This window comes from Coprococcus sp. AF51-11b1, from assembly GCF_027682785.1.
Taxonomy (GTDB): Bacteria; Bacillota; Clostridia; order Lachnospirales; family Lachnospiraceae; genus Allocoprococcus; species Allocoprococcus comes.
In genome coordinates, this window is record NZ_JAQCZB010000017.1 from 1 (window position 1) to 24,972 (window position 24,972).

Genomic DNA, 24,972 nt, shown 5'->3' on the forward strand with positions numbered 1-24,972 from the left:
CCTGTATAAAATTTTCAATGTTCTTCAATTTAGCCTTGACTTTTTATTTGCAGGCTAATCTGCTTTTGTTTCCAACTGTTCCCAGTTACATGGGACTTCAAATTCCATACGTTTTCCGGTGGTCGGATGGCAGAAAGAAAGCCGGAAAGCCCGCAGTGCAATCGGGAAATATCCTCTTTTATTTACAAATTCCGGGTTATATTTGTTGTCACCCCAGAGTGGTGCGCCTGCACCTGCCATCTGGACACGGATCTGGTGATGGCGTCCGGTTCCGAGATGGATCTGAACAACGGATAAGCCAGTCACTTCGGAAGTTTCCAGTATTTCATACGAAAGGACAGCTTTTTTGGCACCGGGTGTATTTTTACTGCAGATGCGGGAGGTATTGGTGCGACCGTCCTTTACCAGATAATCGGTCAGAGTGCCGGAGTCCGGAAGGGATCCACATACTACAGCCTGGTAGTATTTTTCAAATTGATCGTTCTGTAACTGCTGGTTCAGATTTTTCGCGGCCGCAGGTGTGCGGGCAAAAACCAGGATGCCGGAAACCGGTTGATCCAGTCTGTGGATCACGGCAAGATAAGGTGGCTTATGTCCGGCATGATGTGAAGAATGGATGAACAGATAATTTTTCAGAATGCTCTCCATGTCCTGTGTGCCGATCTTTTTTGTCTGCACGGGAACACCGGCAGGTTTGTGGCAGACCAGAATCTGGTCGTCTTCATATAGAATTTCAGGTGTTTGCAAAATAATTCCTCCCCATATGCGAAAATTTTGTTTCTTTGATTAAAGCATAACGGAAAGGGCTTGTCAATTGGGTTGACAAATCCGAAAATCTCAATTAAACTCTATAGTAAATCGAAGAGATTTGACGATGAAGAGGACTAGTATATGATGAAAGTGGCACAGAGAGGCTTCTGGCTGGTGGGAGGAAGCTACATGGAAATTATAGAACCGACCTTGGAGTTCCGCATGAAAAGTGTGGCGTATGCCTGGCGTTAACGGGTAATGAAGTGAATCGTAATACGATTAATTAGGGTGGTACCGCCGAATTTTCGGTCCCTTGTCAGGGGCATGAAGATTTGGTGTTTTTTATTTTACGGGCAAAGCATGTCTGATCTGAATCCCCTGCATCCGGCAGAGGCTGCAGAGAGCAGCATCTTCTGGTTTTATGATAACCTTATTTATAAAATCAAAAATGAAGAGAAGGAGAACTTTATCAATGGCTAAGGAAAAGAAATTTGTACAGGCGATTACCTCTCGTGATGAAGATTTCGCACAGTGGTATACCGACGTTGTAAGAGAAGCAAAGCTTTGTGATTATTCAAGTGTAAAAGGATGTCTTAATTATCTTCCAAATGGATATGCAATCTGGGAGAAGATCCAGGCAGACCTTGACAAGAGATTTAAAGAGACAGGTGTTGAAAACGTATATCTGCCAATGCTGATCCCGGAGAACCTTCTCCAGAAGGAAAGTGATCATATCGAAGGATTTGCACCGGAAGTTGCATGGGTAACAAAAGGTGGTCTTGAGACTCTTCAGGAGCCAATGTGCATCCGTCCGACATCGGAGACTCTGTTCTGCGACCTGTGGGCAAGAACCGTACAGTCTTACCGTGACCTTCCGAAAGTATGGAATCAGTGGTGTTCGGTACTTCGCTGGGAGAAGACAACCAGACCGTTCCTTCGTTCCAGAGAATTCTTATGGCAGGAAGGACACACCATTCATGCAACTTATGAAGAAGCAGAACAGAGAACACTGACCATGCTTCGTGTATATCAGGAACTGATCCGTGATTCCCTTGCAATCCCGTTCGTATCAGGTCCGAAGACAGAGAGCGAGAAGTTCGCAGGTGCACAGGACACTTACACCGTAGAAGCTCTGATGCATGACGGAAAAGCACTTCAGTCTGCAACCAGCCATTTCTTCGGAAATGCGTTCCCGGATGCATTTGACATCAAATATCTGGATAAGAACAATGAACTTCACAGCGTATATGAGACTTCATGGGGACTGTCTACACGTATCATCGGAGCCCTGATCATGGTTCACGGTGATGACAGCGGACTTGTTCTTCCACCGAGAATCGCACCGGTTCAAACAAGAGTCATTCCGATCGCACAGCACAAAGAAGGCGTTCTTGAAAAAGCAAATGAACTGACAGAGAGACTGAAAAAAGCTGGCTACAGCGTGAAGATCGACGATTCTGAGAAGAGCCCTGGATGGAAATTCAGTGAGCAGGAAATGCTTGGTATCCCGACACGTATCGAGATCGGACCAAAGGATATCGAACAGAACCAGGTTGTTGTTGTACGTCGTGATACAAGAGAAAAGATCGTTGTTTCTTTAGATGAGATCGAGACAAAACTTGGCGAGATCCTTGAAACAATCCAGAAGGATATGTATGACCGTGCAAAAGCATTCCTTGACAGCCATATTGATTTTGCTGAAACCATGGATGAAATGAATGAAAAATTCAACACCAAACGTGGATTCATCAAAGCAAAATGGTGTGGAAGCGCAGAATGTGAAGATGAGATCAAGGCAGCAACAGGTGGAGCAACCACCCGCTGTATCTGCAAAGAGGATCAGGTAAAAGACGGAGATACCTGTATTTTCTGTGGCAAACAGGCTAAACATGTTGTTTATTTTGGAAAAGCATACTAGGAGCGAATGTATATGAAAATTCAGTTACCTGAAAAGGTGAATCGAATTATAACTACATTACAAAAACATGGCTTTGAGGCATATGCAGTCGGCGGCTGCGTCCGGGATTCTTTTCTCGGACGTGTGCCGGGTGACTGGGATATCACAACATCGGCAGCGCCGGAAGAGACAAAGTCATTATTTGCCAGAACTTTTGACACCGGAATCGAGCATGGAACGATTACGGTGCTTTTAAATGGAGAAGGATTTGAAGTGACGACATACCGGATTGACGGGAAATACGAAGACAACCGGCATCCGAGTAAAGTGCAGTTTACCAGAAGTCTATCAGAGGATCTGCTGCGCAGGGATTTTACGATCAATGCGATGGCGTACAATGAACAGGACGGACTGGTGGATCTGTTTCATGGGATGGAGGATCTGAAAAAAGGTGTGATCCGCTGTGTGGGAAATGCTGAGGCACGTTTTTCGGAGGATGCCCTGCGGATTTTGAGGGCGATCCGTTTTTCGGCACAGCTTGGATTTGAGATTGAGAAAGAGACCAGACAGGCAATCCGAAAACTTGCACCAAATCTTTCCTATATCAGTGCAGAACGTATCCAGACAGAGCTTGTAAAGCTTCTGGTCTCCGATCATCCGGAAAAGATCCAGGATGCATATGAGCTTGGGATCACAAAGGTGATCCTCCCGGAATTCGATGCAATGATGGAAACAACGCAGGAAACTTTGCATCACTGTTATAATGTAGGTGAGCATACGATCCATGCGCTGATGAATATTCCGGCAGATAAAGTGCTGCGTCTTACAATGCTGTTTCACGATACGGGGAAACCGGCACGAAAGACGGTCGATCCGGATGGGACGGCACATTTTAAAGGGCATGCATACGTCAGCGAAGAACTCACAAAGTCGATCATGCATCGCTTGAAATTCGATAATGATACGCTGCGTAAGGTGTCAAAGCTGGTGCTGTATCATGATGACCGGATGCCTGCAACGATGAAGCATGTACGCCGCGCAATGAACCGGATCAGTGCGGAACTGTTCCCGTATTATATGAAGGTACGGATGGCTGATACGTTGGCACAGAGTGATTATCAGCGTGATAAGAAGCTGGAAAATCTGGCTGGTATCGAGAAGTGCTACCAGGAGATTCTGGAGAAAAAGCAATGTGTTTCTTTAAAAGAACTGAAAGTAAACGGTCAGGATCTGATCGCGGCAGGTATTGAAAAAGGACCGAAAATTGGTCAGACACTCCAGACACTTTTACAGGAAGTGATCGAGGAACCGGAGAAAAATACACGGGAATATTTACTTGCCAGAATAAAAGAACTGGAATAATCAAAAATCATGCATGACTTAAGTCTCCCCCTGCATACATTAGAAAGACCGGTAAAACAAAGCGGCAGGGGGAAGCCATGAAAGATTATGGAATCAGTGTATTGACACAATATCAGATGGAAGTATTCGGCACCCATAAAGTAAGGGGTGCTATTTTATGCGATACAGATAAGGGGCTGCTCCTCTTGAAGGAGACGCGCATGGAGGAGAGCCGGATCTGCGCGCTTGCAAAAATATATGAGCAGTTAAATGCGAATGGATTTGAATGGGTAGATACGCCTCTGCTTAATAAAGAGGATGCTTATGTCAGTAAAGCCGAGGATGGAACAGGCTATATCTTAAAGAAATGGTTTCAGGGACGTGAGTGTGATGTCAGACGTGAAAATGAACTGATCGCCGGTGCGGAAAATCTTGCCCGGATCCATCTATGCATGCGTCTGGCTGGGGAAGAAAACGGATTTGCAGGAAGAGAAGAAAATCCGGTGATCAAGGAGTATGCAAGGCATAACAGAGAACTCAGAAAGGTTCGGGAATTTGTCTGCAGAAGAAGTGTGAAAAGCCCGTTTGAGATCGCATTTTTAAAGGGATATGACCAGATGTATTTTTGGGCAGACAGAGTGCTGAAAATACTGGAAAATATGGATCTGGACAGTGTTTTTAAAGAAGCGGAGGCAGAAAATCATATGGTCCACGGAGACTATAATTATCATAATCTTCTGGTCTGTCAGGAGGGCATGGCGGTGACTGGATTTGAACATGCACACCGGGATGTTCAGATGGAAGATCTGTATTATTTCCTGCGCAAATGTATGGAAAAGCATCATTATGATGAACGGCTTGGATATCGGATGATGAGAGCGTATGATTCGGTGAATAATCTTGGGAAAAAAGAACGGGATTACCTTGCAATCCGTCTTGCTTATCCGGAAAAATTCTGGAAGATCACCAATTCGTATTACCACTCAGGAAAGGCATGGATTCCTGCAAAAAATGTCGAAAAACTTTCACTTTCTGTCGCACAGACAGAAGAAAAAAAGCGGTTTTTGCGGAATCTGTTTGCGTTTCAGATATAGCGTTCGGTTTTCTTAGATTTTAAGGGTTTAGACTTGACAAAGAAGGTAAAAACCTATATAACATATGTAGGGTAAGGGGCGTGTCAGAACGCATGGATACGCAGAATAAACCTAGCAAAAAGACAAAATGCCGGGGTGTTCCGGGAGTATATTTTACAGGAGGACGTAAGTCATGAATAAGACAGAATTAGTAGCTGCAGTTGCAGAACAGGCAGATATTTCAAAGAAAGATGCAGAAAAAGCATTAAAAGCATTTGTTGATGTTGTTACAGAAGAAATGAAAAAAGGTGAAAAAGTTCAGTTAGTAGGATTCGGAACTTTCGAAGTAAGCGAAAGAGCTGCAAGAGAAGGAAGAAATCCACAGACTGGAAAAACTATGAAGATCGAAGCTTGCAAGGCTCCGAAATTCAAAGCAGGAAAAGCTTTAAAAGATGCTGTTAATGCATAATTTGTAGAACATTTTTGAAAAATGGCGCAGTCTGAAAAGGGCTGCGCTTTATTCATATTACGGGAAGGGAAAATCAAAATGAGACTTGATAAATTTTTAAAGGTGTCCCGCCTGATCAAACGGCGTACCGTTGCAAATGAAGCCTGTGATGCAGGAAGAGTCCTGATCAATGGGGCGGTGGCGAAGGCTTCCACGAAAGTAAAAAAAGGTGATATCATTGAGATCCAGTTTGGAACCAAGACTGTAAAGGCAGAGGTTCTGGATCTGCGAGATACGACTAAAAAAGAAGAGGCGGCAGATTTATTCCGTTATCTTTAAAGTTCCGGAACATCTGAAAAGATGTGGTTTGAGATTGTTCCGGCAGCGGATCCGAGGCATATTTACCAGATATTATTCATACAATAACTAGAAAGACAGTATAGGAAAGGTTGGGATTTGTATGGAAGAGAGACAGCTGGTAAAACCTCAGAATCACAGGCTGGTTATCAATAACCGGAAGACAGGTACAGTAACGGGAGTGCTGGACGTTCTTTCTTTTGATTTAAATGAAATCCTGCTTGAGACAGAGCAGGGAATGCTGATGGTAAAAGGTACGGACATGCATGTAAACCGGCTGAATCTTGAAAAAGGGGAGGTCGACCTGGCAGGCAATATTGACAATATTTCTTATTCGGATATCCATTCGGGAGCAAAAGCCGGAGAAAATCTGTTGTCAAAATTGTTTCGGTAGGAGGAGAAAAAATGTCTGGTATCGGAACTGAGATCAGGGTTTTCTGCTATGCAATCCTGACCGGTGTCCTGATTGTGGCAGTCTATCTGTGGATCAGGGTTTTGCGCAGACTGGTTGCTCACAGACTGTGGCTGATCAATCTGGAGGATGCCTGTTACTGGGCAGGAATTTCCGTTTATACTTTTGTGCAGATCTATCATACGAGTGATGGTGTTCTGCGGTGGTATATCGGACTGGGGATTGCGCTCGGATCAATCGGGATGGCGCTGCTTTCAGCTGTCTTTGTAAGAGCTTACAAAAAGATTTCTACACGAATTTGTGAAAAAAGAGTAAAAAGAGTTGATAAATCTGATTAAAAACGGTACACTGTAGAAGACTAAATGGGTTTGGTAGTAAGAAGCTATACAAGATCAACTGATAGCGAAAGGTGAATAGATTAGATGGGAAGCTTAAAGAAGAACCGGAAAAAGCGTCCGGGGAGCGGGCTTCAGAAGCACAAAAGAAGTATTGTTGCGATTACCGCAGTTATTATATTATTATGCGGCATGGTTATTGTACATGGGATGGCGCTCAAAAAGAGCAATGATGCATATAAGGTGCAGGAAGAAGAACTGCAGACACAGATCGATGCGGAAAAAGAACGCTCAGAAGAAATTAATAAACTGAAAAAATATGTAGGAACAGATGAATACATCGAGGAAGTCGCCAGAGAGAAGCTGGGACTTGTAAAGGAGAATGAGATTCTGTTCCGCGCACAGCAGTAACGTAAGAAAAGCTTTGGGAAGAAAATATCCCGAAGCTTTTTTCATTCATAGAAATTTAGAGGGTGGTGGCAAATGGAGGTTAAATACAGAGAGGAGCAAGTGATCACAAGTCCATATGTAACGCAGGCAGATAAAATGGCAGTGTCGCTTCGGCATCTGGCAGACAGGTTTCTGAAAATGGAGCCGAAAAAGCAATGTTTTACACCCGAAGAAATGACAGAAATGTATGATCGGATTACGGAGAAGGTGTGCAGAGGATGCAGCAGGAAATCAGAGTGCCTGGAGAGAAAGAAGGCAGAACACTGGCAGCTTTTTTATGATCTTTTATGTACGATTGAAGGATATGGTGCAGAACTGAATAAAGAGATGAAACAGCATCTTCAGAGGGAGTGTATTCAGGCACCACGGTTTTTACGAGAATCACTGGAAACTTTCCAGGAGGCAAAAAGGATTCTGGTGTGGAATAATAAGATGGTACAGAGCCGTGAGGGATGTGCAGCACAGCTGGATTCTTTTGCGGACATGCTCTGCCATGTGACGAGAGATCTGGATGCGAGTATTTTTACGGATCCGCCGCTTGCAAAAAAGGTTGCGCAGCATTTCAAAAAGGCAGGGATCCGGATGCTGAGTTCCGTTTTTTTTGTGGATGAGCATGGCAGATATGAAATTCATGTAACGGTAAAAAGTGAGAAGGGAAACTGTATCCCAACCAGAAAAGCGGCAGAGCTTTTATCAGTATGTACTAAGAGAAGGATGTGCCCGGCTCAGAACGAGAGGCAGGTTCTGGGACAGGAGTATGAAACTATTGTATGTGTGGAAGGACCGGGATATTATGTGCTGCAGGGTGTGGCAAAAATGGGAAAAAACGGACAAAAGGTATCTGGTGACAGTTTTCTTATGAAGACACTTCCGGGTGGAAAAGAGGCGGCAATTTTGTCAGACGGAATGGGATCTGGTGAGAGAGCGCTACAGGAAAGCGGGATGCTGGTAGAAATGCTGGAAGAGCTTCTTGGAGCAGGATTTCCTGTGGAAACTGCACTTTCCATGATCAATACGGCTCTTGTTATGGGACGGGAAGAGGTTCGCTTTTCTACGGTTGATATGAGCATTTTTGATCTCTATAATGGAAAATGTGAGTTTGTAAAAGCAGGAGCGGCAGTGACATTTCTGCGGACTAAAGACGGGGTGGAGCATATCCGTTCGGAAAGTCTTCCGCTGGGGGTAATCCAGAGACAGCAAAGTGAAAAGGAAACCAGACAGTTGGAATCCGGAGATGTGGTGGTCATGGTATCGGACGGGATCCTGGATGCGCTTCCGGCAGGAGAGCAGGAGCATTTACTGGATCTGATGATTGGGGGAAGTCCGCTGGAGAATCCGGAGGAACTGGCGAATTATATTCTGGATAAGGTGCTGGAGCTGGCGGCCGGAAAAGCAGGAGATGATATGACAGTCCTTGTGGCGGGAATCTGGAAGATGTGTTACAGTAGATAAAAGACGAGAGGAATTTACCATGTTAGAAAAAGTAGAGAACTATATCAGGCAGTGGAAGATGCTTGAAAAAGGAGATAAAGTTGTCGTTGGTCTTTCCGGAGGGGCAGATTCTGTATGCCTTTTTCTGATACTGGAAGAGCTGCGAAAAAAGATCGGATTTGAGATCCTTGCGGTACACGTGAATCACGGGATCCGTGGGGAAGAGGCAAAAGCTGATGAAGAATTTGTAAAGACACTGTGTGAGAAAAAAGAAATCCCATGCAGGAGTGTTTCGGTGGATATTCCGAAAATGGCAGTGGAATGCAGGATGTCAGAAGAAGAGGCGGGAAGGACTGCACGAAGGGAAATATTTGAGCAGGCAGCGGAAGAATGGGGAGGAACAAGGATCGCACTGGCACATCACCAGGATGACAATGCAGAGACATTTTTCCTGCATCTGGCCCGCGGCAGCGGACTTCGGGGACTCGGCGGTATATATCCGGTAAATGGGATGTATATACGGCCGCTTCTTTGCGTGGGGAGAAAAGAGATCGAGGATTATCTGAAAGGACGGGAGATGCCTTACTGCATTGATGCGACAAATATGGAAGATGCATATATGCGAAACCGCATCCGTAACCATGTGATTCCGTATTTTAAAGAAAATATCAATGAAAAAACCGTGGAGCATATGAATCGGTCTATGGATCAGCTTAGGGAGATCTGGGATTATATGGAACGGCAGACAGAAAGTGCATATCAGATCTGTACTGACCAAAATGGAGAAAAAATCTGCATCCATGCAGATGCATATCACCGACAGGAACGGCTGATCCGGAAAATGATTCTCCGGAAAGCATTGGCATTGGTGGCAGAACATGAAAAAGATCTGGAGCAGGTTCATGTAGAAAAGCTGGAGGGACTGTTTGAAAAGCAGGTTGGAAAAAGACTGGATCTTCCTTATGGGGTCTGTGCATGCAGAACCTATGAAGGAATTGAACTGAAGCGGAAAAAGAAGGACACGGAATTGGCAGAAGAAGAGAAAAATCTGGATCTGAAGCAGGTTTCGGGAAAGATATCTTACGGGAAATGGGAAATTTCCTACCGTATTTTTGAAAAAGAAGAATGCAGATGCCAGATCCCGAAAAAAACGTACACGAAATGGTTTGATTATGGTATAATGAAACAGAGTGTCGCTGTACGCACCAGAAGGGCTGGCGATTTTATTGTAATTGATGAAAGCGGAGGAAGGCAGAAGCTGAAATCCTATTTTATCAATAAAAAAATACCAGTGGCAGAACGTGCCGGAATTCCTCTGATCGCAGAGGGAAGCGAGATTTTATGGATTGTGGGCTGCCGGCAGAGCAAGGCATACCAGGTGACAGAGCAGACAACGAAAATATTAGAAATTACGATAAATGGAGGTACTTTAAATGGCCGAGAAAGTGAAAATGTTAATTCCGGAAGAAGAAGTAAATGCTAGAATTGAAGAACTTGGAAAAAAAATCAGTGAAGAATATGCGGGAAAGCAGGTTCATCTGATCTGTGTTTTAAAGGGTGGAGTGTTCTTTATGTGTGAACTGGCAAAAAGGATTACAGTGCCGGTAACAATGGACTTTATGAGTGTCAGCAGCTATGGTGACGGAACCCAGTCCAGTGGAATTGTTAAGATTGCAAAAGATCTGGATGAGTCTCTGGAAGGAAAAGACGTAATTGTTGTTGAGGATATCGTAGATTCAGGACGTACTCTTTATTATCTGCTTGACATCCTTCGGAAGAGAGGACCGAAGAGCATGAAGCTTTGTACACTTCTTGATAAACCGGATCGTCGTGTGCGCGATGTACATGTAGATTATGTCGGATTTAATATCCCGGATGAATTTGTGGTAGGATTCGGTCTGGATTATGCACAAAAATATAGAAACTTACCGTACATCGGAAGTGTAGAGATGTAACAGGTGGAAGGAGCAGGTTTTGAATAATAATAAGACAAGAGGAATCAGTGGTCTTTCGATTCTGCTCTGTGTTCTGGTGCTGGCAGGTGTGTACTGGTTTATGAGCCAGTCGGGTGTGCAGCAGACAGCATACACGTATCAGGATTTTCAGAAAGATCTGAAAAAAGAGAAGGTAGAAAGTGTAGAGGTCAAGCAGAACAAAGTCGCACCGACCGGGACACTGAAGATCCGGCTGAAGAATGATGACATCGAACAGCTTCATGTATCCGATGTCAACAGTGCAGAGGATCTGCTTGAATCTTATGATATTTCCTACAGTGTGGACAATGTCCCGCAGGACAGCTGGATGTCAACAACACTGGTTCCGATCATATTGATGGCAGGTATCATGGTATTTGTTGTGATGATGATGAATCGTCAGGGCGGATCGAATGCAAAAGCGATGAACTTCGGAAAGAGCAGGGCAAAGATGAGCACGCAGGAAGAAAACCATGTGACGTTTGCGCAGGTTGCCGGACTGCAGGAAGAAAAGGAAGAGCTTGCAGAGATCGTGGATTTCCTCAAGAGCCCCGGGAAGTATACGCAGGTAGGAGCCAGAATCCCTAAAGGTGTCCTTCTTGAAGGACCTCCGGGAACAGGTAAGACGCTTCTTGCAAGAGCAATTGCAGGAGAAGCAGGTGTCCCGTTCTTTACCATTTCAGGCTCTGATTTTGTGGAGATGTTTGTCGGTGTCGGAGCATCCCGTGTAAGAGATCTTTTCGAGGATGCTAAGAAAAATGCACCTTGTATTATTTTTATCGATGAGATCGATGCCGTGGCAAGACGTCGTGGAACCGGTATGGGCGGCGGACATGATGAGAGAGAGCAGACGCTGAACCAACTCCTCGTAGAGATGGATGGTTTTGGCGCGAATGAAGGAATCATCGTACTTGCAGCAACCAACCGTGTCGATATTCTTGATCCGGCGATCTTAAGACCGGGACGTTTTGACCGTAAAGTCATGGTCGGCAGACCGGATGTAAAGGGACGCCTGGAAATCCTTCAGGTTCATGCCAAGGGCAAACCGCTCGGGGATGATGTGGATCTGGAACAGGTTGCGAGAACAACGGCAGGATTTACCGGAGCTGATCTGGAAAATCTTCTGAATGAGGCTGCGATCCTTGCAGCAAAGGATGGAAGAGTGTATCTGCAACAGGAGGATATCCGCAGAGCATTTGTAAAAGTCGGAATCGGTGCAGAGAAGAAGAGTCGTGTAATTTCTGATAAAGAGAAGAAGATCACTGCATTCCATGAAGCAGGACATGCCATCTTATTCCATGTACTTCCGGATGTAGGACCGGTGTACAGCGTGTCGATCATTCCTACCGGTGTAGGGGCAGCCGGATATACGATGCCGCTTCCTGAAAAGGATGAGATGTTCAATACCAAAGGAAAGATGTTGCAGGATATTACCGTATCACTAGGTGGACGTGTGGCAGAAGAGCTGATCTTTGATGATATTACAACCGGGGCATCCCAGGATATCAAGCAGGCAACAGCATACGCCAAATCCATGGTAACGAAGTTCGGTATGTCGGAAGCACTTGGTCTTGTAAGCTATGGAGATGATAATGATGAAGTATTTATCGGAAGAGATTTTGGTCATACCTCCAGAGGTTATGGTGAACAGGTTGCCACAACGATCGACAGTGAAGTGAAGCGGATCATTGATGAATGTTATGACCGTGCAAAGACCATTATTAAAGAGCATGAAGCTGTTCTTTATAAATGTGCAGATCTGCTTCTTGAAAAAGAGAAGATTACAAGAGAAGAATTTGAAGCATTATTTGAAGAATAGAGGCTAGATTATGAAAAAAGAAGCATTGTTTTGTGATGGAACAGAGGCGTATGTGAGTCCGCCGGAACCGGAGGCAGGAGATGAACTTCAGTTGTGGTTCCGTACAGCAGCTCACGACGTAGATGAAGTCTATCTGGAAAACCGCGAACTATGCATTCCAATGAACAAAGTAATCTCAAATAAGGCATTTGACTTTTATGAAGTGAAATACAAATTAGAAGATAAACCATTCCGGTATCATTTTAAGATCAGATCAGGAAATGAGATCTGCTACTATAACAAATGGGGAGCAGAGAGCAAACTTGTGGATTATTATGATTTTAAAATCGTGCCGGGCTTTACGGCACCGGATTGGGCAAAAGGAGCGGTCATGTATCAGATTTATACAGACCGCTTCTGTAACGGCGACCCGGATAATGATGTACAGACGGGAGAGTACTTTTATATTGGAGAACAGGTTCAGCATGTAGATGACTGGTACCGGGATCCGCAGCCGATGGATGTACGGGAATTTTACGGAGGAGATATCCAGGGGATCATTGATAAACTGGATTACCTGCATGGACTTGGAGTAGAAGTTGTCTATTGTAATCCACTATTTGTATCACCATCTAATCATAAATATGACACACAGGATTACGATTATATTGATCCGCATGTCGGTAAAATTGAAGTCGATGAAGGAAGGCTTCTGGATCCGGGAGAAAATAACAATATCCATGCGGACCGTTACCGGACAAGAACTACCAGAAAAGAGAATCTGGAAGCAAGTAACCGGCTGTTCATCAAGCTGGTAGAAGAACTCCATAAGAGGGGAATGCGAATCATCATTGACGGCGTCTTCAACCATTGTGGTTCTTTCAATAAATGGCTGGACAGAGAGCTGATCTACGAGAGCGCCGATGGTTACGAAGTAGGTGCTTTTGTGTCACCGAAGAGTCCGTACCGGAATTATTTTCTATTCCACCGTACCGGGGAGAATGAATGGCCGGGCAATGGAAGCTATGACGGCTGGTGGGGACACGATACGCTGCCAAAGCTGAATTATGAAGATTCAAAAGAGCTGGAAGAGTATGTTCTTGGTATCGCAAAGAAATGGGTTTCACCGCCGTATAATGTAGACGGCTGGAGACTGGATGTTGCGGCAGACCTTGGAAGAAGCAATGAGTACAATCATGAATTTTGGAAGAAATTTCGTAAGGCAGTAAAAGAAGCAAATCCACATGCACTGATCCTTGCCGAGCACTATGGAGATCCGAGTGACTGGCTGCAGGGCGATGAATGGGACAGCGTTATGAATTACGATGCATTTATGGAGCCGGTCACCTGGTTTCTGACCGGGATGGAGAAACACAGTGATGAATATCGCGACGATCTTCTCGGAAATGCAGACCATTTTATGAATGCGATGAAGCATCATATGGCAAATATGATGACACCGTCACTTCAGACGGCGATGAACCAGTTGTCAAACCATGACCATTCCCGTTTCCTGACGCGTACCAACCACAAGGTTGGCCGTGTGGGACAGCTTGGGTCGCGTGCGGCAGAAGAAGGGGTAAGCCTTGCAGTTATGCGGGAAGCGATCATCATGCAGATGACCTGGCCGGGAGCACCGACCCTTTATTATGGAGACGAAGCAGGACTTTGTGGTTTCACGGATCCGGATAACCGGAGAACTTATCCGTGGGGAAGAGAAAACCGGGATCTGATCAATTTCTACCGTGAGATGATCCAAATCCACAGAAAGTCTCTGGCTCTCAGAAAGGGATCAATCAAGATGCTGAAAGCAGAACCGGATCTTCTGGCCTATGGAAGATTCTGGGGGAATGAGCAGATCGTGGTTATTATCAATAATTCCGATCATCTGAAGGAAGTAAGGGTTCCGGTATGGCAGGCAGAAGTTGCCGAAGGACATAATATGGCGCGAGTGATGTATTCTTATGAAGATGGGTATATTGGAGAATTCGAAGAGTATATCGTGAAAGAGGGAAATATTTCACTGATGATGGGTAAGAAATCGGCGATCGTGCTGAAGAATAAGAAGTGGTAGAATGATAAAGGTAGTACAAGACGTCCGCCGGGCGAACCTCGGAAAGTCTGATGACTTTCCTCAGTCGCGTAGCCGCTCATTAAAATAAAAAGATACAGCCTCTGAAATGCAAGGATTGCAGGGGATGTAGAATGATAAAGGTAGTACAAGACGTCCGCCGGGCGAACCTCGGAAAGTCTGATGACTTTCCTCAGTCGCGTAGCCGCTCATTAAAATAAAAAGATACAGTCTCTGAAATGCAAGCATCCCAGAGGCTGTATCTTTTTATTTTACTTCGCCCGGCTATAAACGGAAGTTAAAGTCTGCATATGCTGAGCAGCCGTGTTCGTGGATATCGAGACCGTCGAGTTCTTCTCCTTTGGTGACGCGGAGGCCTACGGTTTTATCGATGGTGGTGAATACGATGATTGCCATTACGAGGACGTAGGCTACGGTTGAAAGGACACCGATCACCTGGGTTTTGAGGGTGTATTCCGGGGAGAAGACTCCGACGAGGATACTGCCTGTGAAACCGCATACGCCGTGGACACTGATCGCACCTACCGGGTCATCAATCTTGGCTACTTTGTCGAAGAATTCTACAGAGAATACGACGAGGATACCAGCGATCAGTCCGATGATGATTGCAGAGTAGTTGCTGACGGTGTCGCATCCGGCGGTGATTGCTACGAGTCCGGCGAGGGAACCGTTGAATGTCATGGATACATCTGGTTTTCCATAGCGGATCCAGGTTACAACAAGGGTTGCAAGTGTTGCGGCAGCAGCGGCAAGATTGGTTGTCATTGCGATATCACCGAGGTTTGTGGAAGCTGCTGTGGTAGAGCCGCAGTTGAAACCGAACCAGCAGAACCAGAGAATAAATACGCCAAGAGCTGCAATGGAAAGGTTGTGTCCGGGAATCGCACGGGCATTTCCTTCTTTATCATATTTTCCAATACGAGGTCCGAGGATTTTGGCACCAACAAGTGCACAGATACCGCCGACCATATGGACTGCTGTGGAACCTGCAAAATCGTGGAATCCCATCTGAGCGAGCCATCCACCGCCCCAGATCCAGTGGCCGGTTACCGGGTAAATAAAAATACTGATTGCTGCACTATACAATAAGTAAGCAAGGAATTTTGTACGTTCTGCCATAGAACCGGATACGATAGTAGCGGATGTGGCGCAGAATACTGTATGGAAAATAAGGAAGACTCCGATTGGCAGTCCGTTGAAAAGTCCGTCGGCATCGGCAAGTGTTGTAGGATTGAAGAACCCTTTTATACCGATGATACCATTCCAGTCGGTTCCGTGCATGATCGCAAATCCGAAGATGAAAAAGAACAAACTTCCAAGTACAAAGTCCATCATATTTTTCATCAGTATATTTCCAGTATTTTTTGCTCTGGTAAATCCGGCTTCACACATTGCAAATCCAGCCTGCATAAAGTAAACAAGAGTTGCACCGACAATTGTCCAGATAACATTAAGCAGTAGTTCAGTGGCGGCGGTTGCATCCATTCCGCCCGCAATTAAATCAGATAATCCCATATTTAACATCCTCCATTTCAAATAAAAAGGATAGCTACAATGAATGATCTACAGGCAGTTCATTTGTAGTTATCCTCTTTGATAACGATATTCAACACTATTCTAATTCACATATATTTTTAGCTAAAGAGCAGCAGAGCCACGTTCACCGGTACGGATTCTTACAGCATCCTGTACTTCGTAAACAAAAATTTTACCATCGCCGTACGCACCGGTTTTGATCTCTTCGACAATTTTCCGAATCAGAGGTTCTGCAACTTCCGGTTCAACAACAGTTTCTACTTTGATCTTAGGAAGAAGATTTACGCTGTATTCAGCACCGCGATAAAATTGTTTGTGTCCTTTCTGATTACCATATCCCATAATGTTACTGATCATAATACCGCTGACATTGGAAGCATCCAGGATTGTTTTCAGGGCTTCCAGTTTTTCCGGCTGGATAATGATTTCTAGTTTTTTCATAACTGAGTCCCTCCTTCTCGATTAAAAAAAAGAACAAAAAAGGCGTTCCCCGGATAATAGGGAACGCCGTCGTTCTTGATACGCTTTATTATAGCGACTGATTTTGATTTGTCAAATTATTTTTAAAAAAAATACAAAAAATTCGTGCATTTATTAGGTGTTGACGGATAAAATGTCATTTGCTAGAATAAAAGATAAGTGAAAAAGATTCCTTTATCAAGAAAGTTTTAAGTTAACAAAGCAATAAGTCTGTATTTAAAAAGAAGATATATTTATACGGGGAGAAAAGGAGGAAAAATAAATGATTAGTCTCACATTCGGAGAGCAGGTAAAAATTGTTTTAAGCAGAAAAGATATGACGATTAAAGAGCTTGCAGAAGAAATCGAAGCAAGAACCGGGAAAAAGATGTCCCGTCAGAATCTGACACAGCGGCTTGGCAGAGATAATTTTCAGGAGCAGGATATGCGTATGATCGCAGATATTCTTGGATGCCCGTTCCAGCTCAGCATTCTGGGTAATGCGGATTCGGAAAAGGAGGCTTTGGATGAAGAAGAGATGCCGACGGGAAGAGAACTTGAGAAGCTTACCGCGAAAAAAGAAAGAAAGGCAGCAAGAGAAGAAGCAAAAAAGAATGTAGAACGTGATATTACAGTTGGAGAGATTGTAGATATACTTGAAGAGACAACAGCAGAACCGGAGAAAGAAGCTGTACAGATGGAACTGGATCTTGATGCAGAAGAACATGCTGCCAAGGAGACGGAAAGCATTGCGGATTCAGATACTTTGGAAGAAGATATTCTGACTGAAGAAGAAACAGAGCCGTACACAGAACCGGCAGAAGATGATGTGGAAGTATCTGCAGAAGACGCAGAACAGATTGAAGAAGAATTACAGGAGCCCGAACAGGAAATAGAAGCGGAAGTGGTTGAAGAAGCCGGGGCTGAGGAGATTCCGGAGGAAACTTCTGAAGCTGCTTACCAGGAAGAGGCAGAACCGCAGGAAGAAGCGTACCAGGAACAGCCGGCTTATGAAGAGAATCAGCCGGAAACCTGTCAGAAAGAGGAAAATCCTGTAGTAGAAGAGGCGGAAACTGAAGATGTTCATGAGGAGAAAAATTCACCATTTTCAAAACTTACAAAGCTGATTACTCCGAAAAAGGAAAAGAAATCTTCCGGATGGCCGCAGGATTTCCAGCCGATCAAGCGTCGGGAGGATATTGATGAAGATCTGGTAAATGGAGATGTGAACCCATATACCGGACATGAGTATCGGACAAACAGTGTGCGTATGCATCCACACAGAATCGGTTATGTACAGGTATATGACCGAAAAGATCACAAGTGGACAGACATGACAGAGTGGGCGTTCCTTGGGGTGGAAGAGCGAAAGAAAGCTACGATGGGAAAAGACTACGAGCCACCGATTTATCTGGATTAATCAATGAGTTATTTGTCAGAGCGGAAGATTCCGCTCTGATTTTTTAAAAATGGTAATTTTTACCGGAAAGTCAGAATAGTTTAGAACAGGCAGTTAGAAGGAAGGTGCAGGTGCTAGATTATGAAAAGCTTTATCCGGTATTTATATGAATATCAGAATGGAAAAAGGACAAGAAATACAGGATTTGTGAAGGTTCTTGAACAGACAGATACAGCGGAAATCCAGATTTATGGGAGAGGATTTCCGGTGGCAGGAGGACGTACACTGGAAATATATCTCTTTTATGAAGAGGATGGCAAGTGTATTGGAATCCGGATGGGAGAGATCAGAGGGGCGCAGGCAGCATTTGGTTATAAGCTGAGTTATACGACAGACGATGTGGGAGGAGATGGACAGTTTGGCAGGATTGGTGGAATGATCCTTCGGGCTGGAAACGGAGCGGATGCAGGATATTATGGAGCAGTCTGGGATGAGGCGAGACCGGTAGATGTTAGCAGGATGATTACGGAAGAAGAATGGAAGCTAAACAAATCGGGGAAAAATAAAAAAATTGCAAATGGCGGAGACGTGCTAAGCAATGAAAAATACGAGAAGCCAGGAAATGAGAAAATACTTGAGGAGAAAACAAGCCAGAGAAAATATGAGAATATAGAAGAACAGGAGACCTCAGAACAATCTAAAAACACAGATGCAGTTAGGAAATCGAAAAGCAACCCAAATGTGCCGGAAGAAAGAAACTCTCAGAACGCAAATTCAGATTTACCACCAAAAACCACAAAGGATATCATCTATAAGATCACCCGTCAGGAGCTTGCCGGACTTCCGCGAAAGGAATGGAAGCTTGCGAATAATCATTTTCTGCTCCATGGATATTATAATTACCATCATCTGGTATCATTTGAAAAAGAAGGGAAATGCTGGATTGGGGTTCCGGGACTTTATTTTTCGGGCGAGCAGCGGGCGGCAGGAGCATTTGGATTCAGTCAGTTCATGAAGCCATCTGATGGCGAACTGGATCTGGAAGAATATGAGATTGAAGATGAGGAACATTTCGGTTACTGGTGCAGACCGGTAGGGGCAGTGATTCGAAAAGAAGTAAAGGAGAAGGAAGATGCGGCAGATATTGACCGAAGACGAAAAATACATGAAGGAAGCGATCCGTCAGGCGAAAAAAGCATGGAAGATTGAGGAAGTACCGATTGGTTGTGTGATCGTATATCAGGGGAAAATTATCGGACGAGGATACAACAGGCGGACAACGGATAAGAATCCCCTTGCACATGCAGAAATTTCTGCAATCAAAAAGGCAAGTAAGGTAATGGGTGACTGGCGGCTGGAAGAATGCACCTTATATGTAACGCTGGAACCATGTCAGATGTGTTCCGGAGCCATTGTACAGGCAAGGATTCCACGAGTGGTTGTTGGATGTATGAATCCGAAAGCCGGATGCGCCGGTTCCATCCTGAATCTTCTACAGGTGGAAGCGTTTAATCATCAGGCAGAGCTTACGACAGGAGTTCTGGAAGAAGAATGCTCACAGATGATGAAGAGCTTTTTCAAGGAACTGCGCAAGAAGCAGAAGATGAAAAAGAAAGAACAGGAATCAGCAAATATGCCGGAAGAAAATCCTTAATCGAAGAACCTGTCAAAGGCAGGCTTTTTTGCATGAAAAAAGCTACGGAAGCAAAATCCGTAGCTTTTGTAATTTCTTTTTTCTGTGCGCTGTGCGTCGAACTAAAGCCTACCAAACGTTACTCTGGCTGTAAACTCAATCCAGGCTACCTTACGGCACCCGAGAGGTTCTGCTTAGTGCTGCTTCGTTCCCGACCTGACACGGTTCACAGAGTCCCGCCGCGTAAGACCCAAATCTCAACGCCACAAACCAGAGGCAGCTTTGACAAGTAAAGCCCTCGGCACAGCATCACCCCCACTATAGCGGATTGTAGGTACAGGGTACCGCTAGCACCCCGGCTGCACAGAACATTATTTTACCGTGTTTTTGTAAAAATGTCAATGTATCTGAGGAGATTTTATTTTATCATTTTGGTTTACGTCAATCTGAAAATGGAGTATGATACTAAAGATAAAACTTTTTGGAAACGGAAAGGAAACGATATGAAAGTACTTTTAGGTGCAGTCAATGCGAAATATATACATTCCAATCTGGCAGTCTACTGTCTGAAAGCATATGCGGAAAAGTATGGTGATACATCAGATGAGATCAGTATTGGAGAATATACGATCAATCAGCAGCTCGATGAGATTCTGCGGGATATCTACAAAAGGAAGCCGGACATGCTCTGTCTGTCCTGCTATATCTGGAATCTTACTTATGTTGAAGAAATCTGCAGGGAGATCAAGAAAGTGATGCCGCAGATCATCATCTGGATAGGCGGACCGGAGGTATCTTATGATGGAGTAAAGGTGCTGGAGCGTCTGCCAGAAGTGGATGGCGTCATGAAAGGAGAAGGGGAGCAGACTTTCTGCGATCTTTTACACTTTTATCAGGACAAGACAGTGGACGGACTTCAGAATATGAAAGGAATCGTATACCGGGAACAGACCGGGCAGATTGTGGAAAATGAATGGCGCAAGACCATGGATCTGAGTAAGGTTCCGTTTGTATATGAGAACATGGAGCTTTTTGAACATAAGATTATTTATTATGAGACAAGCCGTGGATGTCCATTTTCGTGCAGTTATTGTCTTTCTTCTATAGATAAGTGTCTGCGGTTCCGTGATCTGGAACTGGTAAAAAAAGAACTGCAATTTTTTATCGATCATAAAGTACCTCAGGTTAAATTTGTAGACCGTACATTTAACTGCAAACATGATCACGCCATGACAGTCTGGCGTTATATCAAAGAGCATGATAACGGCATTACCAATTTCCATTTTGAGGTTGCGGCAGACCTTTTGAATGAAGAAGAAATGGAATTGATAAAAACCATGCGGCCAGGGCTGATCCAGCTGGAAATCGGTGTGCAGTCTACCAACCTGGATACGATACGTGAGATTCACCGGACAATGAAATTTGAACAGGTTGCAGAAGTGGTAAGGAGAATCAATTCTTATGGTAATGTACATCAGCACCTGGATCTGATCGCAGGATTGCCGTATGAAGATTATGAAAGCTTTGGAAAATCCTTTGATGATGTTTATGCACTGGAACCGGAGCAGCTGCAGCTTGGTTTTCTGAAAGTACTGAAGGGTTCTTATATGGAAGAGAAGAAAGACGATTACGGACTGGTTTATAAAGGAATGCCACCGTATGAAGTTTTGTATACAAAGTGGCTTCCATATGAGGATACCCTGCGCCTGAAAGGGATCGAGGAAATGGTGGAGACCTACTATAACAGCAGGCAGTTCTGTTACACGCTTCCTTATCTGATCCGACACTTTAAAAGACCATTTACGCTTTTTGAAAAGCTGGCAGAGTATTATGAAGAAAATGGACTGGATACTTTAAGTCATGCACGCACGGCAAGATATGAGATCCTGTATGATTTTGCAAGATTTTATGATGCAGAAAGATGTGAGGCGTATAAGCAGCTTCTGACACTGGACTTTTATCTGAGGGAGAATGCAAAGAGCCGTCCGTTATTTGCAGGCGATGAGCGGATTTCCAAAGAAGAGTTCCGCCTGTTCTATGACCGTGAGGATGAAGAGAGGCGTTATCTGGAAAATTATGAAAATATGGAGAAGCGGCAGCTTAGAAAAATGACGCACATCGAGAGGTTTTCTTATGATGTTCTGGGGGATATGAAAGAGGAAGAATGTGTGCTTCTGTTTGACTACCAGAACCGGAACCCACTGGATCATCAGGCAAAGGTATTTTGTGTTACAGAAGAAATCCGGGAATTATGCAAACAGTAACATCTGACAGTAGTAATGGATATCTTGAAAAAAGAAATGAAAGAGTATAGAATGAAAACAAATGTGTGATTTGAGGTGAAAAAAAGTGTTTAATCCAAAACAGACACGGAAGATAGCGGCAGTGATTATTCTTGTTGTTATTGTTGCAATGGTAGCAACATCAATTATTCCATATATCATATAAAATCAGGAGGATTTTTTTGATGGCGGCACGAAAGAAAAAGAGAGAGTTAAGTGAAAAGGCACAAAAGCGTATCCGGCAGAGAAATCTGCATGTGGGGATTACGGTTATTGCAGCCATCGTGATTATTTTCTCCGTGATTCAGTTCACATTATGGCGGTATGTGAGCAAGGTAGATGAGGAGCATATTTGCAAAAATGTTTTTATAGGGAAGACTGATGTATCCGGAATGACCAAGGAAGAAGCAGTGAAAGCGGTAAACAATACACTTGGAGATTATCGGAACAAGCAACTTGTACTGAAGGTAAAAGATCAGGGCGCAGATGTGTCAATCGAGGAAATGGGAGCGGAAGTAGAAAATATTGATAAGCTTGCAGAAAAGGCGGTCGGATACGGAAAAAATGGAAGCATCTGGAGCCGCTATCAGAAGATACATAATTTAGATAAGAAGAAATATGTCATAGATGAAAGCTTTAAAGTTGATGAAGCAAAACTCAGAGAGCTGATCCAGGAACGTGCGGTTCCGCTGGAACAGAAAGCGGTCAATGCATCGGCATCCTATAACGGAAGCGGATTCGATCTGACAGATGAAGCAGAAGGTTATACGGTTGATGTAGATAAATCTGTGAAGAAGATTAAGAATTTCATGAACAAAAAATGGAATTACGAGGACGCAGAAGTCGAGTTAAAGCTGGATACGGAAGAGCCGACGATCAAAAAGACAGATCTGGAATCCCTGCAGGATGAGCTTGGTTCTTATACGACAAACGCCGGATGGGGGGACCGCGTGCAGAACATCAGGCGTGCAACGGAGCTGATCAACGGAACTGTTGTTATGCCGGGAGAAGAATTTTCAGTGGAACAGGCCACACTTCCTTACACAGAAGAGAATGGCTATGTGGCAGGAAGTGCCTATGAGAACGGACAGATTGTAGAGAGTATCGGAGGTGGCCTGTGTCAGGTATCTACGACGCTTTATAATGCGGTTCTTTATGCGGAACTGGAGGTCACCCGGCGTGCACCGCATTCCATGAGTGTCAGCTATGTAGAACCATCAAGGGATGCAATGATAGCGGAAGGAATCAGTGATTTTAAATTTGTCAATAATTACGATACACCGATCCTGATCGAAGGATATATCGATGGCAATAACCAGCTTGGTTTTTATATTTACGGAAAAGATACCAGAGCTGCAGGACATTCCGTGGAATTTGAAAGTGAGACTCTGGAGACAACAGAGTATACGAAAAAGTATGTAGAAGATACGGAAAGTGCGGTCGGCTCACAGGAAACAGAGGGAGCCGGAATGGATGGAAGCACGGCACGGCTCTGGAAAGTTACCTATGAAAACGGAGAAGAGGTCAGCCGGGAAGTAATCAATAACAGCACCTATCAGACTTCTGATGTTACCGTGAAAGTCGGGACAAAATCAGATAATGCAGAGGCAACTAAGCTGGTGGAGGAAGCAATTGCAACCCAGGATCAGGAGAAGATTAATGCGGCGATCAGCAAGGCATCTGCACTTAAGTAATAAAAAGCAGGCGGCTGTTGGAAAGAATGGCAGAACAGAAAGAGGATAAAAGTATGAAAGCAGGAAGAGTGTCACAGACCGTCTATCGGCGTTCGGTTTTAAAACAGATACAGAATAATATAGAAGGTATAGATTTTTTAAGACCGTCACAGGAGGAAACCTGTTATATAGCAGATGAAAGTGAAGAGAGGATCACAATCGCAACGGATGTTTCATTAGCCGGAAATGAAAAAGATCTTGGAGTATTTGCCATAGCGCAGGCAGTGGATCAGCTGGCTTCCAGAGGAGCGCGGGCATATGGAATCAGTGTCCGGATCATGCTCCCGACGTTTGCCTATGAGTCCAGATTGAAAGCGATGATGGTGGAGATTTCGGAGATATGTAAAGAAAAAGGTCTCAGGGTTTTCTTTGCAGATGCGCAAATTGTAAATGGGATCCAGACGAGTATTGTTCATGTAACAGCACACGGTGAGGCAAAAAAAGAACAGCTGCTTGCAAGCAGATCGGCAAAAGCAGGCGAAGAGATTGTCCTGGTTAAATGGATTGGTATGGAAGGAACCTTACGGATCATACGGGAAGAAGGGGCGGCTCTGGCAGAGCGGTTTGCGCCGGGATTCTTAAATAAGTTGGAAGATATGAGGGATGAAATTTTCAGTGACAGGGCAATGGAGATTGCCGGCCGGAACGGGGTGTCAGCAATGCATCCGATCGGAGAAGGAGGGATTCTTGCAGCACTTTGGGATATGGCAGAAGGTGCAGGAATTGGTCTTTCGGTAGAGATGAAGAAAATGACGGTACGTCAGGAAACGATTGAAGTCTGTGAAGTATTTCATCTGAATCCTTACCAGCTTACCAGTACAGGAGCGGTTCTTATGGTGACACCGAAGGGTGAAGAACTAAAGGAAAGACTGAAAAGGGAAGGTATTCCGGCAGAGATCATCGGACACACAACAGAAGGAAACGAGAGGATCATCTGGGGTGGGGGAGAAAAAAGATTTCTCGACAGACCGGCACCGGACGAGCTGGCACGAATTTACGAAATGAAGGAGAATGTAAATGCTTAATATTGTACTTTTTGAACCGGAAATCCCGGCAAATACCGGAAATATCGGAAGGACCTGTGTGGCGACGAATACCAGACTTCATCTGATCGAGCCACTTGGTTTCCGGTTAAATGAAAAGAACCTGAAACGGGCAGGGATGGATTACTGGGAACATCTGGATGTGACGACTTATATTGATTACCGGGATTTTATGGAAAAAAATCCGGGAGCGAAGATTTATATGGCAACTACAAAATCACCGAATCTTTATACGGATGTTAAATATGAACCGGACTGTTATATCATGTTCGGAAAAGAAAGCGCAGGGATTCCGGAAGAAATCCTCTGTCATCACAAGGAAGACAGCATCCGGATTCCGATGATCGGAGATATCCGTTCACTGAATCTTGGAAATTCGGTTGCGATCGTGTTATATGAAGCGCTCCGGCAGAATGGGTTTGCCGGAATGAATACAGAAGGACATCTTCACAGACTGGAATGGGATGAATAAAAAAGTGCTGCAAGGCTAAAAACGCTTTGCAGCACTTTTACTATTGTGAAAAAAATGA

General features: G+C 44.4%; 23 protein-coding genes, 1 other RNA gene and 1 other annotated feature. Of the genes, 20 read left to right on the top strand and 4 right to left on the bottom strand.

Annotation, left to right across the window (positions count from 1 at the left end; genetic code table 11):
- Window positions 1–54 precede the first annotated feature (54 nt).
- Window positions 55–747, bottom strand: a complete 693-nt coding sequence (locus PGY05_RS14875) for an RluA family pseudouridine synthase (RefSeq protein WP_022220218.1) — start codon at window positions 745–747, stop codon at window positions 55–57.
- Between the two features lie 118 nt (window positions 748–865).
- Window positions 866–1,067, top strand: a binding site (T-box leader).
- A 155-nt stretch (window positions 1,068–1,222) separates the two neighbouring features.
- Here PGY05_RS14875 and proS point away from each other — a divergent pair.
- The 13 genes from proS to PGY05_RS14940 all read left to right on the top strand — a co-directional run bounded on the left by proS (window position 1,223) and on the right by PGY05_RS14940 (window position 14,339).
- The gene (proS, locus tag PGY05_RS14880; protein WP_008370004.1) at window positions 1,223–2,668 is read left to right on the top strand and encodes a proline--tRNA ligase; all 1,446 of its coding nucleotides are present in this window, start codon (window positions 1,223–1,225) and stop codon (window positions 2,666–2,668) included.
- 12 nt (window positions 2,669–2,680) lie between these two features.
- Complete coding sequence (locus tag PGY05_RS14885; RefSeq protein ID WP_055156192.1) at window positions 2,681–4,009, top strand: CCA tRNA nucleotidyltransferase; 1,329 nt, start codon at window positions 2,681–2,683, stop codon at window positions 4,007–4,009.
- A 77-nt stretch (window positions 4,010–4,086) separates the two neighbouring features.
- The gene (locus PGY05_RS14890) at window positions 4,087–5,082 is read left to right on the top strand and encodes a CotS family spore coat protein (RefSeq protein ID WP_022220221.1); all 996 of its coding nucleotides are present in this window, start codon (window positions 4,087–4,089) and stop codon (window positions 5,080–5,082) included.
- Window positions 5,083–5,254: 172 nt separating this feature from the next.
- Window positions 5,255–5,530 (top strand): HU family DNA-binding protein, encoded by a 276-nt coding sequence (locus PGY05_RS14895; RefSeq protein WP_117557536.1) that lies wholly within the window; start codon window positions 5,255–5,257, stop codon window positions 5,528–5,530.
- Between the two features lie 78 nt (window positions 5,531–5,608).
- A complete protein-coding gene (locus tag PGY05_RS14900; protein WP_022220222.1) occupies window positions 5,609–5,848 on the top strand; it encodes an RNA-binding S4 domain-containing protein in 240 nt (79 codons plus the stop codon).
- 121 nt (window positions 5,849–5,969) lie between these two features.
- Window positions 5,970–6,260, top strand: coding sequence for a sporulation protein YabP (gene yabP / locus PGY05_RS14905; RefSeq protein ID WP_008370015.1), 291 nt, complete (start codon window positions 5,970–5,972; stop codon window positions 6,258–6,260).
- 11 nt (window positions 6,261–6,271) lie between these two features.
- Window positions 6,272–6,616, top strand: a complete 345-nt coding sequence (gene yabQ / locus PGY05_RS14910; RefSeq protein WP_008370017.1) for a spore cortex biosynthesis protein YabQ — start codon at window positions 6,272–6,274, stop codon at window positions 6,614–6,616.
- Between the two features lie 84 nt (window positions 6,617–6,700).
- Window positions 6,701–7,024 carry an FtsB family cell division protein gene (locus PGY05_RS14915; protein WP_008370019.1) on the top strand — a complete coding sequence of 108 codons (324 nt, stop codon included), beginning with the start codon at window positions 6,701–6,703 and terminating at the stop codon, window positions 7,022–7,024.
- 72 nt (window positions 7,025–7,096) lie between these two features.
- On the top strand, window positions 7,097–8,515 hold the full coding sequence (locus PGY05_RS14920; RefSeq protein WP_195488875.1) for a SpoIIE family protein phosphatase: 1,419 nt from the start codon (window positions 7,097–7,099) through the stop codon (window positions 8,513–8,515).
- A gap of 19 nt (window positions 8,516–8,534) precedes the next feature.
- Complete coding sequence (gene tilS, locus PGY05_RS14925) at window positions 8,535–9,977, top strand: tRNA lysidine(34) synthetase TilS (protein ID WP_270476242.1); 1,443 nt, start codon at window positions 8,535–8,537, stop codon at window positions 9,975–9,977.
- Window positions 9,928–10,449 (top strand): hypoxanthine phosphoribosyltransferase, encoded by a 522-nt coding sequence (gene hpt, locus PGY05_RS14930; RefSeq protein WP_044998745.1) that lies wholly within the window; start codon window positions 9,928–9,930, stop codon window positions 10,447–10,449. The genes tilS and hpt overlap by 50 nt, the downstream gene beginning before the upstream one ends.
- A 19-nt stretch (window positions 10,450–10,468) precedes the next feature.
- Complete coding sequence (gene ftsH / locus PGY05_RS14935; RefSeq protein ID WP_022220226.1) at window positions 10,469–12,286, top strand: ATP-dependent zinc metalloprotease FtsH; 1,818 nt, start codon at window positions 10,469–10,471, stop codon at window positions 12,284–12,286.
- Window positions 12,287–12,296: 10 nt separating this feature from the next.
- Complete coding sequence (locus PGY05_RS14940; protein ID WP_055249031.1) at window positions 12,297–14,339, top strand: glycoside hydrolase family 13 protein; 2,043 nt, start codon at window positions 12,297–12,299, stop codon at window positions 14,337–14,339.
- 282 nt (window positions 14,340–14,621) lie between these two features.
- On the opposite strand, the gene PGY05_RS14945 is transcribed toward PGY05_RS14940, so the two are convergent.
- Window positions 14,622–15,872 (bottom strand): ammonium transporter, encoded by a 1,251-nt coding sequence (locus PGY05_RS14945; protein ID WP_270476243.1) that lies wholly within the window; start codon window positions 15,870–15,872, stop codon window positions 14,622–14,624.
- A gap of 123 nt (window positions 15,873–15,995) precedes the next feature.
- Entirely contained in the window at window positions 15,996–16,334 is a 339-nt protein-coding gene (locus tag PGY05_RS14950) for a P-II family nitrogen regulator (RefSeq protein ID WP_055249032.1), read from the bottom strand.
- A gap of 301 nt (window positions 16,335–16,635) precedes the next feature.
- On the opposite strand from PGY05_RS14950, the gene PGY05_RS14955 reads away from it, so the two are divergent.
- From PGY05_RS14955 to tadA, 3 genes are all read left to right on the top strand, one after another.
- Window positions 16,636–17,772 carry a hypothetical protein gene (locus PGY05_RS14955; RefSeq protein WP_008370037.1) on the top strand — a complete coding sequence of 379 codons (1,137 nt, stop codon included), beginning with the start codon at window positions 16,636–16,638 and terminating at the stop codon, window positions 17,770–17,772.
- 120 nt (window positions 17,773–17,892) lie between these two features.
- Window positions 17,893–18,960 carry a hypothetical protein gene (locus PGY05_RS14960; RefSeq protein ID WP_195488757.1) on the top strand — a complete coding sequence of 356 codons (1,068 nt, stop codon included), beginning with the start codon at window positions 17,893–17,895 and terminating at the stop codon, window positions 18,958–18,960.
- Window positions 18,884–19,405, top strand: coding sequence for a tRNA adenosine(34) deaminase TadA (gene tadA, locus PGY05_RS14965; protein WP_172676465.1), 522 nt, complete (start codon window positions 18,884–18,886; stop codon window positions 19,403–19,405). The genes PGY05_RS14960 and tadA overlap by 77 nt, the downstream gene beginning before the upstream one ends.
- Before the next feature lie 82 nt (window positions 19,406–19,487).
- Here tadA and ffs read toward each other — a convergent pair.
- Window positions 19,488–19,751: signal recognition particle sRNA large type (ffs, locus tag PGY05_RS14970), an RNA gene on the bottom strand.
- A gap of 136 nt (window positions 19,752–19,887) precedes the next feature.
- Between ffs and PGY05_RS14975 the strand changes: the two genes are divergently transcribed.
- The 4 genes from PGY05_RS14975 to PGY05_RS14990 all read left to right on the top strand — a co-directional run bounded on the left by PGY05_RS14975 (window position 19,888) and on the right by PGY05_RS14990 (window position 24,914).
- Window positions 19,888–21,648, top strand: coding sequence for a B12-binding domain-containing radical SAM protein (locus tag PGY05_RS14975; RefSeq protein ID WP_195255794.1), 1,761 nt, complete (start codon window positions 19,888–19,890; stop codon window positions 21,646–21,648).
- A gap of 203 nt (window positions 21,649–21,851) precedes the next feature.
- Window positions 21,852–23,360, top strand: coding sequence for a VanW family protein (locus tag PGY05_RS14980; RefSeq protein WP_195368319.1), 1,509 nt, complete (start codon window positions 21,852–21,854; stop codon window positions 23,358–23,360).
- 26 nt (window positions 23,361–23,386) lie between these two features.
- Window positions 23,387–24,424: an AIR synthase-related protein gene (locus PGY05_RS14985; RefSeq protein ID WP_243269689.1), complete on the top strand. Its 1,038-nt coding sequence runs from the start codon at window positions 23,387–23,389 to the stop codon at window positions 24,422–24,424.
- Window positions 24,417–24,914, top strand: a complete 498-nt coding sequence (locus PGY05_RS14990) for a tRNA (cytidine(34)-2'-O)-methyltransferase (protein ID WP_117557510.1) — start codon at window positions 24,417–24,419, stop codon at window positions 24,912–24,914. Before PGY05_RS14985 ends, PGY05_RS14990 begins: the two co-directional genes overlap by 8 nt.
- Window positions 24,915–24,972 lie beyond the last annotated feature (58 nt).

Coding starts and splice junctions, on each gene's coding strand:
- PGY05_RS14980 (WP_195368319.1), top strand. CDS start 21,852: ATGGCGGCACGAAAGAAAAAGAGAGAGTTAAGTGAAAAGGCACAAAAG.
- PGY05_RS14945 (WP_270476243.1), bottom strand. CDS start 15,872: ATGGGATTATCTGATTTAATTGCGGGCGGAATGGATGCAACCGCCGCC.
- PGY05_RS14920 (WP_195488875.1), top strand. CDS start 7,097: ATGGAGGTTAAATACAGAGAGGAGCAAGTGATCACAAGTCCATATGTA.
- PGY05_RS14915 (WP_008370019.1), top strand. CDS start 6,701: ATGGGAAGCTTAAAGAAGAACCGGAAAAAGCGTCCGGGGAGCGGGCTT.
- yabQ (WP_008370017.1), top strand. CDS start 6,272: ATGTCTGGTATCGGAACTGAGATCAGGGTTTTCTGCTATGCAATCCTG.
- PGY05_RS14955 (WP_008370037.1), top strand. CDS start 16,636: ATGATTAGTCTCACATTCGGAGAGCAGGTAAAAATTGTTTTAAGCAGA.
- proS (WP_008370004.1), top strand. CDS start 1,223: ATGGCTAAGGAAAAGAAATTTGTACAGGCGATTACCTCTCGTGATGAA.
- hpt (WP_044998745.1), top strand. CDS start 9,928: ATGGCCGAGAAAGTGAAAATGTTAATTCCGGAAGAAGAAGTAAATGCT.
- PGY05_RS14900 (WP_022220222.1), top strand. CDS start 5,609: ATGAGACTTGATAAATTTTTAAAGGTGTCCCGCCTGATCAAACGGCGT.
- PGY05_RS14960 (WP_195488757.1), top strand. CDS start 17,893: ATGAAAAGCTTTATCCGGTATTTATATGAATATCAGAATGGAAAAAGG.
- PGY05_RS14975 (WP_195255794.1), top strand. CDS start 19,888: ATGAAAGTACTTTTAGGTGCAGTCAATGCGAAATATATACATTCCAAT.
- PGY05_RS14950 (WP_055249032.1), bottom strand. CDS start 16,334: ATGAAAAAACTAGAAATCATTATCCAGCCGGAAAAACTGGAAGCCCTG.
- tilS (WP_270476242.1), top strand. CDS start 8,535: ATGTTAGAAAAAGTAGAGAACTATATCAGGCAGTGGAAGATGCTTGAA.
- PGY05_RS14990 (WP_117557510.1), top strand. CDS start 24,417: ATGCTTAATATTGTACTTTTTGAACCGGAAATCCCGGCAAATACCGGA.
- yabP (WP_008370015.1), top strand. CDS start 5,970: ATGGAAGAGAGACAGCTGGTAAAACCTCAGAATCACAGGCTGGTTATC.
- PGY05_RS14895 (WP_117557536.1), top strand. CDS start 5,255: ATGAATAAGACAGAATTAGTAGCTGCAGTTGCAGAACAGGCAGATATT.
- PGY05_RS14940 (WP_055249031.1), top strand. CDS start 12,297: ATGAAAAAAGAAGCATTGTTTTGTGATGGAACAGAGGCGTATGTGAGT.
- PGY05_RS14890 (WP_022220221.1), top strand. CDS start 4,087: ATGAAAGATTATGGAATCAGTGTATTGACACAATATCAGATGGAAGTA.
- tadA (WP_172676465.1), top strand. CDS start 18,884: ATGCGGCAGATATTGACCGAAGACGAAAAATACATGAAGGAAGCGATC.
- PGY05_RS14885 (WP_055156192.1), top strand. CDS start 2,681: ATGAAAATTCAGTTACCTGAAAAGGTGAATCGAATTATAACTACATTA.
- PGY05_RS14985 (WP_243269689.1), top strand. CDS start 23,387: ATGGCAGAACAGAAAGAGGATAAAAGTATGAAAGCAGGAAGAGTGTCA.